Annotated in this window: 16 protein-coding genes and 1 riboswitch; of the genes, 5 read left to right on the top strand and 11 right to left on the bottom strand. The window is 62.4% G+C overall.

Annotation, left to right across the window (positions count from 1 at the left end; translation table 11 throughout):
- Window positions 1-83 precede the first annotated feature (83 nt).
- Genes CIB54_RS02595 through cobO form a run of 6 tightly spaced genes read right to left on the bottom strand, consistent with a single transcriptional unit; the run spans window position 84 to window position 6,080 of the window.
- Window positions 84-1,535 (bottom strand): cobyric acid synthase, encoded by a 1,452-nt coding sequence (locus CIB54_RS02595; RefSeq protein WP_065949713.1) that lies wholly within the window; start codon window positions 1,533-1,535, stop codon window positions 84-86.
- The gene (gene cobD, locus CIB54_RS02590; protein WP_065949714.1) at window positions 1,532-2,521 is read right to left on the bottom strand and encodes a threonine-phosphate decarboxylase CobD; all 990 of its coding nucleotides are present in this window, start codon (window positions 2,519-2,521) and stop codon (window positions 1,532-1,534) included. Before cobD ends, CIB54_RS02595 begins: the two co-directional genes overlap by 4 nt.
- Window positions 2,514-3,422: an adenosylcobinamide-phosphate synthase CbiB gene (gene cbiB, locus CIB54_RS02585; RefSeq protein WP_065949715.1), complete on the bottom strand. Its 909-nt coding sequence runs from the start codon at window positions 3,420-3,422 to the stop codon at window positions 2,514-2,516. The genes cobD and cbiB overlap by 8 nt, the downstream gene beginning before the upstream one ends.
- The gene (gene bluB / locus CIB54_RS02580) at window positions 3,419-4,069 is read right to left on the bottom strand and encodes a 5,6-dimethylbenzimidazole synthase (protein WP_065949716.1); all 651 of its coding nucleotides are present in this window, start codon (window positions 4,067-4,069) and stop codon (window positions 3,419-3,421) included. The genes cbiB and bluB overlap by 4 nt, the downstream gene beginning before the upstream one ends.
- On the bottom strand, window positions 4,066-5,472 hold the full coding sequence (locus CIB54_RS02575) for a cobyrinic acid a,c-diamide synthase CobB (protein WP_101218466.1): 1,407 nt from the start codon (window positions 5,470-5,472) through the stop codon (window positions 4,066-4,068). The genes bluB and CIB54_RS02575 overlap by 4 nt, the downstream gene beginning before the upstream one ends.
- Entirely contained in the window at window positions 5,469-6,080 is a 612-nt protein-coding gene (gene cobO / locus CIB54_RS02570; protein WP_065949718.1) for a cob(I)yrinic acid a,c-diamide adenosyltransferase, read from the bottom strand. Before cobO ends, CIB54_RS02575 begins: the two co-directional genes overlap by 4 nt.
- Before the next feature lie 79 nt (window positions 6,081-6,159).
- Window positions 6,160-6,417, bottom strand: a riboswitch (cobalamin riboswitch).
- Window positions 6,418-6,516: 99 nt separating this feature from the next.
- Here cobO and CIB54_RS02565 point away from each other — a divergent pair.
- On the top strand, window positions 6,517-7,830 hold the full coding sequence (locus tag CIB54_RS02565; protein WP_101218464.1) for a PQQ-dependent sugar dehydrogenase: 1,314 nt from the start codon (window positions 6,517-6,519) through the stop codon (window positions 7,828-7,830).
- A 139-nt stretch (window positions 7,831-7,969) separates the two neighbouring features.
- Here CIB54_RS02565 and CIB54_RS02560 read toward each other — a convergent pair whose 3' ends face one another.
- From CIB54_RS02560 to CIB54_RS02540, 5 genes are all read right to left on the bottom strand, one after another.
- Window positions 7,970-8,509 (bottom strand): C40 family peptidase, encoded by a 540-nt coding sequence (locus CIB54_RS02560; RefSeq protein WP_065892596.1) that lies wholly within the window; start codon window positions 8,507-8,509, stop codon window positions 7,970-7,972.
- Window positions 8,510-8,653: 144 nt separating this feature from the next.
- Entirely contained in the window at window positions 8,654-9,283 is a 630-nt protein-coding gene (locus tag CIB54_RS02555; protein WP_101218462.1) for a C40 family peptidase, read from the bottom strand.
- A gap of 213 nt (window positions 9,284-9,496) precedes the next feature.
- Window positions 9,497-10,201, bottom strand: coding sequence for a DnaA regulatory inactivator Hda (gene hda / locus CIB54_RS02550; RefSeq protein ID WP_065884498.1), 705 nt, complete (start codon window positions 10,199-10,201; stop codon window positions 9,497-9,499).
- A 205-nt stretch (window positions 10,202-10,406) separates the two neighbouring features.
- Window positions 10,407-11,480 (bottom strand): AI-2E family transporter, encoded by a 1,074-nt coding sequence (locus CIB54_RS02545; protein WP_065949721.1) that lies wholly within the window; start codon window positions 11,478-11,480, stop codon window positions 10,407-10,409.
- Between the two features lie 68 nt (window positions 11,481-11,548).
- Window positions 11,549-12,589, bottom strand: a complete 1,041-nt coding sequence (locus CIB54_RS02540; protein WP_101218460.1) for a DUF2066 domain-containing protein — start codon at window positions 12,587-12,589, stop codon at window positions 11,549-11,551.
- Window positions 12,590-12,927: 338 nt separating this feature from the next.
- On the opposite strand from CIB54_RS02540, the gene purM reads away from it, so the two are divergent.
- The 4 genes from purM (at window position 12,928) to CIB54_RS02520 (ending at window position 15,918) form a co-directional block, all read left to right on the top strand.
- Window positions 12,928-13,986 (top strand): phosphoribosylformylglycinamidine cyclo-ligase, encoded by a 1,059-nt coding sequence (gene purM / locus CIB54_RS02535; protein ID WP_065949723.1) that lies wholly within the window; start codon window positions 12,928-12,930, stop codon window positions 13,984-13,986.
- An 11-nt stretch (window positions 13,987-13,997) separates the two neighbouring features.
- Entirely contained in the window at window positions 13,998-14,648 is a 651-nt protein-coding gene (purN, locus tag CIB54_RS02530) for a phosphoribosylglycinamide formyltransferase (RefSeq protein ID WP_101218649.1), read from the top strand.
- Window positions 14,649-14,656: 8 nt separating this feature from the next.
- Window positions 14,657-15,370 (top strand): DUF3108 domain-containing protein, encoded by a 714-nt coding sequence (locus tag CIB54_RS02525; RefSeq protein WP_065949725.1) that lies wholly within the window; start codon window positions 14,657-14,659, stop codon window positions 15,368-15,370.
- Window positions 15,371-15,729: 359 nt separating this feature from the next.
- Window positions 15,730-15,918, top strand: a complete 189-nt coding sequence (locus CIB54_RS02520; RefSeq protein WP_083217915.1) for a hypothetical protein — start codon at window positions 15,730-15,732, stop codon at window positions 15,916-15,918.
- The last annotated feature ends 56 nt before the right edge of the window (window positions 15,919-15,974 follow it).

The raw sequence follows: 15,974 nt of genomic DNA, 5'->3' as shown, positions 1-15,974 counted from the left end.
TCCGTCCAATCCAACATCCTGGTCGGCCCAGAGGCCGCCATCGAGAGCAAGCCCCCTCCCACATGTTGTCCGCGTACACACCGTCAAAGCCCGCACAGTTTGCGCAACAAGTCCGTATCCAGATGGTTCTCCACCAAATCCGCCAACCGCTCGATATCCCGCTCACGCAGGGCGTGATAATCCACCTCCTGCACGTCCTGCAACCCCGCCCAGCGCAGCAACGCACTGCACGCGGCCGGCGTTTCGAACAACCCATGCAGATACGTCCCGAGAATCTGCCCATCGGCACTCTGCGCCCCCTCACTGCGCCCATCATCGAGCAGCACGGCGGCATTCGCCAGCGCCTCGCCGCTCGTCACACCGGCATGGATCTCATACCCACTGACCTCGACATCCTCCAGCAACAAGCGCCCGCGCACATTGCGCAGCTGCTTCTCCTGCGCAAGCGTGGTACTGAACGCCAGCAAACCCAGACCATCGCTGGAGCCGGCAGCACCTTCCAGACCCAACGGGTCATGCACCTGCTCGCCGAGCATCTGCAACCCGCCACAAATGCCCAGCACCTTGCCGCCATAACGCAAATGCCGCGCCACGGCCGTATCCCAGCCATTGGCACGCAAATACGCCAGATCACTGCGCACGCTTTTCGACCCCGGCAGGATCACCAGGTCGGCAGCCGGGATCGACTGGCCCGGCCCGACGAATTGCAGGTCCACCTGGGGATGCAGGCGCAGCGGGTCAAAATCCGTGTGGTTGCTGATGCGCGGCAGCACCGGCACTACCACCTTGAGCACCTGGGCGGCCTTGTCGATCTGGCGCCGATCGATGCCGTCTTCGGCCTCCAGGTGCAGGTCCATCACATAGGGCAGCACGCCCACCACCGGCTTGCCGGTGCGCGCCTCCAGCCAATCGAGCCCCGGTTGCAGCAGCGCAATATCACCGCGAAAACGGTTGATGATGAACCCCTGGACCCGTGCCTGTTCGCTGGCAGACAACAATTCCAGGGTGCCGACCAGATGGGCGAACACCCCGCCGCGATTGATGTCGGCGATCAACAGCACCGGGCAGTCCACGGCCTCGGCGAAGCCCATATTGGCGATGTCATTGGCGCGCAGGTTGATTTCGGCCGGCGAGCCCGCGCCTTCGACCATGACCACCGCATAGGCCTGGCTCAACCGCGCATGGGAGGCGAGCACCGCCTGCATCGCGATGGCCTTGTAGTCGTGGTAGGCGACGGCATTCATGCTGGTCACGGCGCGGCCATGGATGATCACTTGGGAGCCGGTGTCGCTGTTGGGCTTGAGCAACACCGGGTTCATGTCGGTGTGGGGCGCCAGGTGGGCGGCCTGCGCCTGTACCGCCTGGGCGCGGCCGATCTCGCCGCCTTCGGCGGTCACCGCACTATTGAGCGCCATGTTCTGTGGCTTGAACGGTGCGACCGCGACCCCCTGGCGCACCAGCCAGCGACACAGCGCGGTCACCAGCGTGCTTTTGCCGGCGTCGGAGGTGGTGCCCTGCACCATCAGCGTAGTCATGTCGCTTCCTTATAGGCGGCCAGGGCCGTCTCGAGGCGCTGCCAATCGGCCTCGCTGTCGGGCAGGCCGAAACGCACGCTGCTGTTGTGCACGAACAGGCGCAGCAGGATGCCGCGCTGGGCCATGAATTCGTGCAAGCGTTCGGCATGCGGGGTGATCAGCCACTGGAACAGGGCGCAGCCTCCCTGGGGTTCAAAGCCCTGGCGCTCCAGCAGGTCGAACAAGCGCTGGCCGGCCTCGATGCAACGGGTGCGCTGGCGGGTGTGCCCGGCGCTGTCGCGCAGGCAGTGCTGACCAATCACCCGTGTCGGCCCGCTGACCGCCCAGGGCCCGACCTGCTCGGCCAGCAACCTGAGCAACTTGCGCTCGGCCAGCACAAAACCCAGGCGCACCCCGGCCAGGCCGAAGAACTTGCCGAACGAGCGCAACACGATCAAGCCGACCTGATGGGTGTGGCCGGCCAGGCTCAAGTGCGGGGTAACGTCCATGAAGGCCTCGTCCACCACCAGCCAGCCGCCGCGCTGGGCCAGCCGCGTATGCCAGTCGAGCAGGCGCTCCGGGGCCAGGCTCAAGCCGGTGGGGTTGTTGGGGTTGACCACCACCAGCACGTCGAGGCCGTCGAGAAAGAAGTCGACTTCCTGCTCCTGCACTTCGCGTACGACATAACCGGCCCGCCGCCAGGCCTCGGCGTGCTCGGCATAACACGGCGACAGCACCCCGACCTTGCCCGAACGGCGCAGGCGCGGCAGTAACTGGATCGCGGCCTGGGAGCCTGGCACCGGCAACACTTGAGCGGCGCCGTAGTAGTCGCTGGCCGCTTTCTCCAGGCCGTCATCGACTTCGGGTAACCGCGCCCAGGCGCGCAACGGAATCTCGGGAATCGGCCACGGCCAGGGCGCCAGGCCACTGGACAAATCGAGCCAATCCGCTTCGGCGATCCCGTACTCGATCGCGGCCTTACGCAGCCGACCACCGTGTTCAAGCATAAAATTGCGCCCCCGCGCACAGGATCAGCAGCCATAACCATACGCCGCGCTGCACCAGTTGCCAGCCGCGGTCGATGGCGTCAGCGTCGGCCGGCGGGCCTTCGCCCAACGGCGGGCGCTGGTGCACCTCGCCGTGATAAATCGCCGCGCCCCCCAGTTCGACGCCCAACGCGCCAGCGCCAGCGGCCATCACCGGGCCGGCATTGGGGCTGTCCCAGGTCGGCCCCTGGGTGCGCCAGCATGTGAGCGCCAGCCGCGTCTTGCCCAGCAACGCGTAGGTTAATGCCACCAGACGTGCAGGAATATAGTTGAGCCCATCGTCGATCTTCGCCGCCGCCCAGCCAAAGCGCTCGAAGCGTTCATTGCGATAGCCCCACATGGCGTCGAGGGTGTTGCTCAGGCGATAGAGCACCACGCCCGGCACGCCGGCCACCACAAACCAGAACAGTGCGGCGAACACGGCGTCGCTGCCGTTTTCGAGCACCGACTCGGTGGCGGCGCGGGCAACTTCAGTGCGATCCAACTCGCTGGTCTGGCGGCTGACCAGATAGCTCACGCGTTTGCGCGCCTCGTCCAGATCATCGCTGCGCAGGGCCTGGGCAACCGGGATCACATGCTCCCCCAGGCTGCGCATACCCAGGGCGCAATACAGCGCGAGGATTTCCAACACCCAACCGATATAAGGCGCCCAGGATAATGCGGTGGCCAGCAGGGTCAGCGGCACCACCGCGATAAACCACGCGGTCACGCCATGGCTGCGCCAGCCCCGGCCCCCCGGGTTGAAACGTTGCTCGATCCGCCCGGCAAAATTGCCGAACGCCACCAGCGGATGCCAGCGCCTGGGCTCGCCCAGCAGCGCATCCAGCGCCACTGCGGCGACACACAGCAAGGCCACACTCATTGACTCACTCCCCACAGGTTTTCATACAGCATGTCACTCAATGGCCGAGGTTCGGTCCAGCCTTCAAGTTGCAACATCGGTGCCGGATAGAACTGCGCGACCGGTCCCAGGCACAGTACCGCCAGGGGTTTGGCGCCCGCCGGCAAACCCAGCAGGTCGGCCAGTGCCTGGGGTTCGAACAGCGAGACCCAGCCCATGCCCAAGCCCTCGACGCGGGCGGCCAGCCACAGGTTCTGAATCGCGCAGGACAAGGACGCCATGTCCATTTCCGGCAAGGTGCGTCGGCCGAAGATGTGCCGCTCGCGATCGTCCATCAGTGCCGCCACCAGCACTTCGGCGCAGTCGTGGATGCCTTCGACCTTGAGCTTCATGAAGTCGTCGGAGCGCTCGCCCAGGGCCTCGGCGGTGCGGATGCGTTCTGCTTCCACCAGTTGTTGAATGCGGCCCCGCAATTGACGGTCACTGATGCGGATAAAGCGCCACGGCTGCATCAGGCCGACGCTCGGCGCCTGGTGGGCGGCCTGGAGCAGGCGCTGCAGTAATTCAGGCGCGACGGTGCCACCGCTGAAGTGGCGCATGTCGCGGCGTTCGGCGATGGCGCGGTAGACGGCTTGGCGGTCGGCTTCGGGGAAGGCGTGGTCAGTCATGGCCTCATCGGGGGCAAGCCCCCTCCCACATTGGATGGGGTTTCAACTCGGTCAATTGTGGGAGGGGCGGTGCGACGATTCGACTTGCCCCCGATAGCGGTGTCGGGACCTGGCGCAAACAATGCGGCCACCGCCGCCGGGTTCGACGGAAAGTAAAAGTGCACATAGGAGGCTGTCATCCGCCCCTGCCGATAGACCGCCTCGGCCCCGCGCCCACCATTGGGGCTAAGCCCGCGGGCGATCGGCTCCAACGCTGTGCTGGTCAAGGAGTGATGATAGGTATGCCCGCGCAACGTGCCCTCGGGCAGCTCCACGCTTTGCAGCGCCAGGGCGGCCAATTTCTTCTGCATCACTGCATCGCCCTGCAGCAGACCGAGCAGTTCGGCGCGGTTGCCCTCGACATCGGTCAGCGAGTCGAGCAAATACAGCATGCCGCCACACTCGGCGAGCAATGGCTTGCCGGCGGCATGATGGGCGCGGATCGCCTCAAGCATTGCAGTATTTTGCGACAGCGCCAGGTGATGCAGTTCCGGGTAGCCACCTGGCAGGTACAGGCTGTCGGCGTCAGGCAACGCATGATCGTGAAGGGGCGAGAAAAACGTGAGCTGCGCGCCCATGGCCCGCAGCAGGTCGAGGCTGGCGCCGTAGGTAAAGGCGAAGGCTTCGTCGCGGGCTACCGCAATGCGTACCCCGGCGAGCAAGGGCTCGGCCTCGATGACTTCGGGCGCGGCAAACATTACCGGCGGCGGCACGGCCACTTCGCAACTGCTGCCCAGCGCTTGGGCGGCGGCGTCCAGGCGCGCGTCGAGGTCATTCAGTTCGCTGGCTTGCACCAGGCCCAGGTGACGGCTGGGCAATTCGATGCCGGTTTCGCGCGACAGCGCGCCGTACCAACGCAAGCCTTCGGTCAGGCTGCCCTCCAGCAACTGCGCATGGCGCAGCGTGCCGACGCGGTTGGCGAGCACCCCGGCGAAGGGCAGGTCCGGCTGGTAGCGTGCCAGGCCTAACGCGAGCGCGCCGAAGGTCTGCGCCATGGCCGTGCCGTCGATCACGCCCAGCACCGGCACCCCGAAATGCCGCGCCAGGTCGGCGCTGGAAGGGGTGCCGTCGAACAGCCCCATCACGCCTTCGATCAGGATCAGGTCGGCCTCACCCGCCGCTTCCCACAACAAGCGACGACTTTCCTGCTCGCCGACCATCCACATGTCCAATTGATACACCGGCGCGCCGCTGGCGCGTTCGTGAATCATCGGGTCAAGGAAGTCCGGCCCGCATTTGAATACGCGGACCTTGCGCCCCAGGTTGCGGTGCAAACGCGCCAACGCGGCGGTGACCGTGGTTTTGCCCTGGCCGGACGCCGGTGCGGCGATCAATACGGCCGGGCAATGACGGGGCTGATTCAAAGTTCGACGCCTTTCTGAGCCTTGATACCGGCCTGGAACGCGTGCTTGAGCATGCCCATGTCGGTGACGGTATCGGCCATTTCGATCAGTTCCGGCTTGGCACCCCGGCCGGTGACCACCACGTGCTGCATCGGCGGGCGGGCTTGCAGGTCGCCGAGCACCTGGTCCAGGTCAAGGTAGCCGTGCTTGAGGGCGATGTTCAACTCGTCCAGCACCACCAGGCCGATGGAGGGGTCATTCAGCATCGCCCTGGATACCGCCCAGGCCGCTTCGGCGGCGGCGATATCGCGCTGGCGATCCTGGGTTTCCCAGGTAAAGCCCTCGCCCATCACATGGAAGCGCACTTGCTCGGGGAAACGGCGGAAGAACATCTCTTCGCCGGTACTGTTGCGCCCCTTGATGAACTGCACCACGCCGCACTGCATGCCATGGCCCATGGCCCGGGCCAGCATGCCGAAGGCCGAGCTGCTCTTGCCCTTGCCGTTGCCGGTCAGCACCAGCAGCAAACCGCACTCATTGGGCGAATTGGCGATGCGTTCATCGATCACGGCTTTTTTGCGCAGCATGCGCGCCAGGTGGCGTTCGTCGCGGTCGGGGGTATCGGTCATGGCAGCTCTCCGTTGGGGCTGGACAAAAAACGGCGGGCAGGAAAAAAACAAAACAGACAGCCAAGCATCGCCCACCGTGATGCTGTTGAATGTTTCAGGCCGGTCTCCGGGCTCATGAGTGGCACTCGGTCTGTGTAAAAGACCGTGCAGGCCGACGGCGCGCCTTCCCATATCGCCTGCGATACAGTGGCCAACAGCGCCGTCTTGACTCATTTACCGTTGCGGGGGCAGCGCCGGAATTGCGGCAGCACTGTGTACAAGTGCGCTCACTCACCGGCTTCCCTGTTTCACTCTGTCGACGCGTACGCCACGGAGCACCTGAAACAAGCCGCGAAGGTTAGTGGGTTGGGGGTGGAGCGTCAATTAAAGCTGGTCCTGTACTTGAACCATCAAGGTGATGTGCTTCTCTACCCTTACAGGTATTCAGGAGAACACCATGCATAAAACCAGACTTGCCTTACTGATCATGCTGGCCGGCACCCTCGCCGCCTGCGGAGAAAGCTCTACCCTGCAGGTGACGGATGGCACCGGGCCCTCGCCCAAGCTGCCGGAACCAAACAAGACGCTGATCCCTACCGTGAACATCGCACCAGCTGTCGGCTGGCCCGACGGCGCCAGGCCAACCGCCGCTGCCGGCACGCAAGTGGCCGCATTCGCCGAGGGCCTGGAGCATCCGCGCTGGCTCTATGTGCTGCCCAACGGCGACATACTGGTGGCCGAGACCAACGCACCGCCCAAGCCGGATGACACCAAAGGCATTCGCGGCTGGGCCATGGAAAAAGTCATGGGCCGCGCCGGCGCTGGTGTGCCGAGCCCGAACCGCATCACCCTGCTGCGCGACGCCGACCACGACGGCGTTGCCGAAACGCGCACGGTGTTCCTGGAAAACCTCAACTCGCCGTTCGGCATGGCCCTGGTCGGCAACGACCTGTACGTGGCCGACTCGGACAAGTTGCTGCGCTTCCCCTATCAGCCTGGCGAAACCGCGATCAAGGCGGCCGGCACCAAGGTCGTCGATCTACCGGGCGGCAGCCTCAACCATCACTGGACCAAAAACGTGGTGGCCAGCCAGGATGGCAGCAAGCTGTATGTCAGCGTCGGCTCCAACAGCAACGTCGGCGAGAACGGCCTGGAAGCCGAAGAAGGCCGGGCGGCGATCTGGGAGGTCGACCGCGCCACGGGCCAGCATCGTATTTTCGCCTCCGGCCTGCGCAATCCCAACGGCATGGCCTGGGAACCCCAGAGCGGCAAGCTATGGACGGCGGTGAACGAGCGCGATGAGATCGGCAGTGATTTGGTGCCGGACTACATCACTTCGGTCAAGGACGGCGCCTTCTACGGCTGGCCTTTCAGCTATTACGGGCAGCATGTGGATGTGCGCGTCACCCCGCAGAACCCGCAACTGGTGGCCAAAGCCATCGCGCCGGACTATGCGGTGGGCCCGCATACCGCGTCGCTGGGGCTGACCTTCGCCACCGGCAACAAACTCCCTGCCCAGTTCAGCAACGGCGCGTTCATCGGCCAACATGGCTCGTGGAATCGCAAGCCGCACAGCGGCTACAAGGTGATCTTCGTGCCGTTCGAGGGTGGGCAACCTAAAGGCAAGCCGGTGGATGTGCTGACCGGGTTCCTGGATAAGGACGAGAACGCCCTGGGCCGGCCGGTGGGCGTGGTGATCGATCAGCAAGGTGCGTTGCTGGTCGCTGATGATGTGGGCAATAAGGTGTGGCGGGTGTCTGCTGCCAAATAAATATTTCCGAGACAGATACAAAACCAATGTGGGAGGGGGCTTGCCCCCGATGGCGGTGGGTCAGCTGAAATTTTATCAACTGACCCTCCCTCATCGGGGGCAAGCCCCCTCCCACATTTGAATCAGGTCTGTGTCTGACTCAGGGATTGCGTGCCAGGTTTGCCGGCAGCACGCGCTTGGCGCTCAGGTAGGCATTCTGCCAATACGCCTTGGACAAGGTATCGAGCTTCACCGTACCGCCGGTCTGCGGCGCGTGCACAAAACGGCCCTCGCCCACGTAGATTCCGGCGTGGCTCACCCGCGAGCCACCACCGGTGGCAAAGAACAGCAGGTCACCGGTTTGCAGGTTTTGCTCGCTGACGTCCTGGGCGCGCATCACGATCAGTTCGCGGGTGGTACGCGGCAGGGAAATACCGGCCGCATCGCGATAGACGAAGCCGATCAGGCCGCTGCAATCAAACCCCGAGTCCGGCGTGTTGCCGCCCCAACGATAGGGCGTGCCCACCAGCCCCAGCGCGCGGAAGAGCACGTCTTCGGCAGCAGGCGAAAAATTCTGGGTGGAATAGTTGAACACCGGCTTGGGCTTGACCGCTACGGGCGCGGGCGGCGGTGGACGGTTCGCGCAGGCGCTGAGGAGCGCGGCGCAAACAAGCAGAATGAGGCGGGCCGAGGTCGACATGTGCAGAACAATCCTGGACTGGATGCGGCTTTCGCTGCCGAACGTTGAAAACCAGAACGCGCAAGCAGGGCTCGCGCGAACGGATTACAACAATGTCCAGGGATTCTAGCGCTTACGTGTCAAACTTCAAGTATCACTTTAACTTTACTTACTGGCGGTAACCGTAGACGGGGCCATGGCAAGTGCGCGCTTGGCTTCGATGAAGGTTTTGCTCCAGTAGCTGTCGCCCAGGTTATCGACCCGCACCCCACCGCTACGGCGGCTGCTGGAGTGGATAAACTGGTTATCGCCCAGGTAGATACCGGCGTGACTGACACGACCGCGACCGGCTGTACTGAAGAAAAGCAGATCACCGGGCTTGAGGTTGTTGCGAGCGACCAACGGTGCATTCACGTTGATCATTTCGCGAGTGGAGCGCGGCAGATTCATGCCGGCTTCTTCACGAAACAGGTAGCCGATAAAACCGCTGCAGTCGAAACCGGCTTCGGAAGTGCCGCCGAAACGGTAACGGGTACCGATCAGGGACATGCCGCGTTCGAGAATGCTGTCGGCCAGAACGGGAAGCTGGTAAGGCTTGCTGCCGGAGAAGTTGGCGAGTTCTTTTTCGGTTGCCAGCTCTTCTTCATAAACAGAAGCAGACTGTGCAACAACGAATTTAGCCTGATTTTGAACCTGTGGTTTTTGCTGTTCTGCCACCTGCTGAGGGTGGGAGGCGCAACCAAACAACAGGGTAACGAGTGCGAGAGGCACGAGGGGTGCGAAGCGATTTAGCATGGGCACGACCGTGGCTGATGTGTAAAGAAGGCGAGACTATGCCCGCTATCACATCGATTTGCAAATTCAATCGAGTTCTTTGTGACTTCTTGTTTGGACTATGCCATCTAAGCCCTTGATCCCTGATACCTGTCTTTAGCGTGGCCAAACCGGCTCAAACGCAGGTTTTCTGGCGCCTGGAATTTGCCGAAAGCCTGGAAACACACGGCTTGGCTACCAGCCGAGGGTTTCCTTGAGGAACGGAATGGTGAGCTTGCGCTGGGCCTGCAGCGAGGCCTGGTCGAGCTGTTCGAGCAGATCGAACAGGGCACTCATGCTGCGTGTGCCACGGGTGAGGATAAAGTGCCCGACCTCGTCGGTCAGGTGCAAGCCGCGACGCGAAGCGCGCAGTTGCAGGGCGCGCAATTTGTCCTCGTCGGACAAGGGGCGCATCTGGAAGATCAACGCCAGCGTCAGGCGCGACTTGAGGTCGGCCAGCTTCACCGGCAACTCACGTGGCGAGGTGGACGCGGCGATCAACAGGCGCCGGCCGCTGTCGCGCAGGCGGTTGAACAGATGAAACAGCGCCTCTTCCCAGTCTGCCTTGCCCGCAATGGCCTGCAAGTCGTCCAGGCACACCAGCTCATATTGTTCGAGGTTGTCGAAGATCCCGACCCCATGGTCCATCAGCTCGGCCAAAGGCAGGTAGACCGCCGGCTCGCCCATCTGCTCGAAGCGCAGGCACGCGGCCTGCAGCAAGTGGGTTCGCCCTACCCCATGTTTGCCCCACAGATAGATCAGGCTTTCAGTCCACCCGGCGTCGGCTTCGCAGAGGCGCTCGACATAGCCGAGTGCAGCGGCATTGGCGCCTGGGTAGTAATTGATAAAGGTAGCGTCGTCACGCAGACGCACACCTAGGGGCAGCTGAATCGGTTTCATGCTGACTGAACGGCTCCCATCGAACCGTTAGTGGCCTCTGTGTAAAGTTTGCAAAGTTTATACGCGTGGCGCCGAGCGCACAATGCAGCAGACCATAAGCAAAATCAAAGGTTTGCGTTAACCTGTTGGTTTTATGCGAATTGTTTGACGCCTCCACCCCCGTAAACAACAAACCCGGCGATGAGCCGGGTTTGTGATACCTCGATTACAGATCGGGGTCTTCAACCCCCGTGTACACGTCCGAATCCTTGTACAGATCGTGAACATGCCGCACCAGTACCATGATCACCGCCGCCACCGGCAGCGCCAGCAGGATGCCGGTAAAGCCGAACAGCTCACCGCCCGCGAGGATCGCAAAGATCACCGCCACGGGATGCAGGCCGATGCGATCGCCCACCAGCAGCGGCGTCAATACCATGCCTTCCAGCGCCTGACCGACCATGAATACCGCGACGATCCCGAGCATCGGGTACAGGTCGCCACCAAACTGGAACAACCCCGCCACCAGCGCCGCACCGATACCGATGACGAACCCCATGTACGGCACGATCGCGGCCAGGCCGGCGATCAGGCCGATCAACAGGCCCAGCTCAAGGCCGATCGCCATCAAGCCGGCGGCGTAGATGATACCCAGCGCCAACATCACCAGCAGTTGCCCACGTACGAACGCGCCGAGTACTTCATGACACTCGCCGGCCAGCGACACGATGCGTTCCTCGCGGTCGCGCGGCAGCAGGCTGCGGATCTTGGCCATCATGATGTCCCAGTCACGCAGCAGATAGAACGCCACCACCGGGATCAGCACCAGGTTGGTCAGCCAGCCGATCAGCGCAAGGCTGGAAGCGGTTGCCTGGCTGAGCACCATACTGACGATATCGGTGGTCTTGTCCATGTGCTCACTGATTGCCGCCTTGACCTTGTCGAACTTCCAGAACCCGTCCGACAGCCCCAGCTTGGCCTGGGCCCACGGCATGGCCGTGTGCTGCAACCAGTCGAGCATCTGCGGCGCCAGTTCGTAAAGTCGATACAGCTGCTTGGCCAGCATCGGCACCAGCACCAGCACCAGCGCGGTGACGATCAGGGTAAACAAGGCAAATACCGCGATCACACCCCAGGTTCGCGACAGGCCGGCCTTCTCCAGGCGATCCACCACGGGATCGAACAGATAGGCGAGCAACAACGCCACCAGAAATGGCGTCAGGATCGAATGCAGCAAGAACACAAAAACGCACAGCAGGACAATCCCGCCAAGCCACACCCAACGACGCGTATCCGCCATATACCACTTCCTCTGTTATTGGCTTCCCTCTTCTATATAGAAGGAAGACCGCTTACCCACTTATTCATTTACCAATGAAAACGTAACTGCGCCTGAGGCTCAGGCGCGACGGCCGGTTGTGCGCCGTCAGCCGGTGGTTGCTGGACGGAGGCATCACCGGCCGGCACTTCCTGCAACTTGGCCAGGCTCAGCTGGGTGCGCAACTGGTCGGCGCTGCCATTGACGCGATACACAATACGATCGCCATCCACCCGCTGCGGCTGACCACCAAAGGGCTCCAGCAAACGACCCAGCGCGGCATAGCGCTCCAGGTTCATGCCTTGCACCTCAAGCAACTGCTCGGAGCTGACCCCCGGCTTGACCGCAAAGCGCGGTGCCAGCGTTTGGCTGACGGCGAGCAATACAGCGTCGGCGACCGCGGCGGTGTCAGCCCCCTGGACGCTGCCCTGCTCGGTCTTGTCGCCCAGCCACAGACGCCATTTGGCCTGCCACTGGCTGCCTTCCTGGCGCGCATGAACCGCCAGCAGCGCATCGGCGCCATAACGTTCGGAGGCGGCGCGCAGCGGCGTGGCGTCTGCGCTTTCCAGATTCGGTGCGGTGGCGACGACCTGCTCGTCCAAATCACCCAACGGCAGACGCAGCGGCAAACCACGGTGCTGGGCCGCCCGGCGTAGCGCCTGAGCCACCGCCTGGCCGTCGCCGACCAGGCTGCTGCCGTCGGTGGAGTCGTTCAGCCACCAGCCGAGGATCGAGGGGCGATTGCTGCCCCAGATCGCCGACCCGGCGTCGCGCAAGGCGCGATCGGTGCTGACCGGGTCGAAATCCACTTGCAGGCTTTCCGGCGGGCCGGCGTCGTAGCCGTATTGGCTGATGATTTGCTGCGGGTCCTTGCGGATCGCCGCCAGGCCCGGGCCCTCGGCGGCCTTGGCATCGCCGGTCAGGCGGATGACCAGGGTCTGCACGGCGCGCTGGGTGGCCTGGTCGCGCTCTTGGGGCGACTGGCTGCTGACCGGTTCGAGGACTTGATAGAGGCCATTGAGGGTTTCGGCATGACTCGCCAGGCTGACCCATGACAAGCAGCCTACAAAAAAGAATTTACACAGACGCATGGAAGATTCCCGAACGACAAATTTAGCGGCTGGAACAGACCGCGTGATCTCGGTTTGGCAAGGCTGTGACACAGCGACCGCTAAAACATTCACGGGTCTCGGTAAGTTTTCATACTGTCATAACGATAGCGGGTTCAAGGCTATACCTTAATACGCTCCATTACCGCGCCGATTCCGGTTTTTTTAAGCTCATATGCCCTGCCCGTCGGCCCGAGGATGGCCGCTGCCCCTCAAGCCTGATAAAATCGCGCGCCTTCGCAGACCGTCAACGGCTGGGCCTTCCAAAAGTGCCCGCCCGCCCGGTCGTTACCCAGAAATCCCCCCTAAAGGCCTGGATCATGAGCAAGCAACCCTCCCTGAGCTACAAGGACGCCGGTGTAGACATCGACGCCGGTGAAGCATTGGTCGAACGCATCAAGAGCGTCGCCAAGCGCACCGCGCGCCCCGAAGTCATGGGCGGCCTGGGCGGTTTTGGCGCCCTCTGCGAAATCCCGGCCGGCTACAAGCAGCCTGTACTGGTCTCCGGCACCGACGGCGTGGGCACCAAGCTGCGCCTGGCGCTGAACCTGAACAAGCACGACAGCATCGGCATCGACCTGGTTGCCATGTGCGTCAACGACCTGGTGGTGTGCGGCGCCGAGCCGTTGTTCTTCCTCGACTACTACGCCACCGGCAAGCTCAATGTCGAGACCGCGACCCAGGTGGTCACCGGCATCGGCGCCGGCTGCGAACTGTCGGGTTGCTCCCTGGTGGGCGGCGAAACCGCTGAAATGCCAGGCATGTACGAAGGCGAAGACTACGACCTGGCAGGCTTCTGCGTCGGCGTGGTGGAAAAAGCCGAGATCATCGACGGCTCCAAAGTGGCTGCCGGCGACGCCCTGCTTGCCCTGCCATCCTCCGGCCCGCACTCCAACGGCTACTCGCTGATCCGCAAGATCATCGAAGTGTCCGGCGCCGACATCGAGACCATCCAGCTCGACGGCAAGCCACTGACCGACCTGCTGATGGCCCCGACGCGCATTTACGTCAAGCCGCTGCTCAAGCTGATCAAGGACACCGGCGCCGTCAAGGCCATGGCCCACATCACCGGCGGCGGCTTGCTGGACAACATCCCTCGCGTGCTGCCAAAAGGCGCCCAGGCGATTGTCGACGTGGCCAGCTGGCAGCGTCCTGCAGTCTTCGACTGGCTGCAAGAGAACGGCAACGTCAACGAAACCGAGATGCACCGCGTGCTCAACTGCGGCGTGGGCATGGTCATCTGCGTGGCACAGGAACACGTTGAAACTGCGCTGAACGTCTTGCGTGAAGCCGGCGAACAACCTTGGGTCATCGGCCAGATCGCCACGGCTGCCGAAGGCGCCGCTTCGGTTGAACTGAAAAACCTTAAGGCTCATTGATGCAAGAGCGGATGCCCGCTACCTGTAATGTCGTGGTGCTGCTTTCCGGCACCGGCAGTAACTTGCAGGCCCTGATCGACAGCACGCGTGTCGGCGACAGCCCGGTGCGCATCGCTGCGGTGATTTCCAACCGCAGCGACGCCTATGGCCTGCAGCGTGCCCGGGACGCGGGTATCGAAACCCGCTCGCTCGATCACAAGGCGTTCGAAGGTCGCGAGGCCTTCGACCTGGCCTTGATCGAGCTGATCGACGCCTTCGACCCCAAGCTCGTGGTGCTCGCCGGCTTCATGCGCATTCTCAGCGCAGATTTCGTGCGCCATTACCAAGGTCGCCTGCTCAATATCCACCCGTCCCTGCTGCCCAAGTACAAAGGCATGCATACCCATCAGCGCGCCCTCGATGCCGGTGACAGCGAGCACGGCTGCAGCGTGCACTTTGTCACCGAGGAACTCGATGGTGGGCCTCTGGTCGTACAGGCAGTGGTTCCGGTAGAGTCAGGCGACTCGGCGCAGACGCTTGCGCAACGGGTTCATACCCAGGAACACAGGATTTACCCGCTAGCCGTTCGCTGGTTTGCCGAGGGTCGGTTGATTCTTGGTGAACAGGGTGCATTATTGGACGGTCAGTTACTCGCGGCCAGCGGCCACTTGATTCGAACCTAGGAGATTTTATGCGTCGCGCCCTGCTTTTCGCTTTTGCGCTGTTCGCTCTGCCTGCCGTGCAAGCGGCAGACCTTCACCCCTTCTCCGTCAGCTATACCGCCGACTGGAAGCAATTGCCCATGAGCGGTTCGGCTGAACGCAGCCTGACCAAAAACGGCGACGGCACGTGGACCTTGAACTTCAAGGCCTCGATGATGATTGCCAGCCTGACCGAAACCAGCGTGATCCTGTTCGACAAGGACACCCTGCAACCCAAGAGCTACAGCTTCGAGCGCGGCGGCCTGGGCAAAGCGAAGAAGGTCAACCTGGATTTCGACCAGGCGACCAAGAAAATCACCGGCTTTGAAAACAAGGACCCGGTTAACGTCACCCTCGAAAGCGGCATGCTCGACAAGTCCACCTATCAACTCGCCCTGCAGCGTGACGTGGCTGCCGGCAAGAAAAGCATGAGCTACCGAGTGGCCGAAGGCACGGACGTCGATACCTACGATTTCCGCGTCATTGGCGCGGAAAAGGTCCAGACCAAAGTGGGCGCCATCGACGCGATCAAGGTTGAACGCGTGCGTGACCCCTCCCAGAGCAAGCGCATCACGCAGATGTGGTTTGCCAAGGACCAGGGCGGCATTCTGGTTGCCTTGCGCCAGGTTGAGACCGATGGCAAGGAATACAACATCATGCTGCAGGATGGCACCGTTGACGGTAAGGCCGTTAAAGGTAGCTGATTGCACGGATGTGCTTGAAGAGAGCCTCGCTGAATGCGGGGCTTTTTTTCGCCTGCAGGTATTGGTGTTGAAGCATCCACAGCCATCGGGGGCAAGCCCCCTCCCACATTGGAATGCATTTCAAAGGTGGGAGGGGGCTTGCCCCCGATGGCGTCAGTGTCTGCCCCCAAACATGAAACTTTTGTCATCCACCCTCCACCACCGCGACCAAATGCCACGGTTTACACGGCCTGCAGCACTGTTGCGTTTCCTGCAATGAATTGTTGCATGCTAAACCGGTTTACTTAGCAAGCTAACAAATCATATAACAAGGACCTGCGACGACTTGCCGCAGATCAACCAGAGATTGGAGCAAGCAGATGACTGTAAAAGTAACTGAACGCGACGATGAACATATGTCCCACGAAGCGGTAGGCCACGGGATTCACATCTGGGATGTACATCAACAAGATTTGCTGGTCGGCATGTTTCACAACGAGAGCGATGCTCATAATTATAAAACCGAACTTGAATCGCTTGAGATGAAACGCCAGGCACAAGGCTCCTGAAATTCCGAAATCGCGTAGACGCCCGGCCCACGCAGCCGCGCCGCCTGCAAACGAAA

Origin of the sequence: Pseudomonas fluorescens (assembly GCF_002837185.1) — a bacterium.
GTDB lineage: Bacteria > Pseudomonadota > Gammaproteobacteria > Pseudomonadales > Pseudomonadaceae > Aquipseudomonas > Aquipseudomonas fluorescens_AM.
Note: the sequence above shows the minus strand (reverse complement) of the source record. Positions and strands in the feature narration are given on the sequence as shown.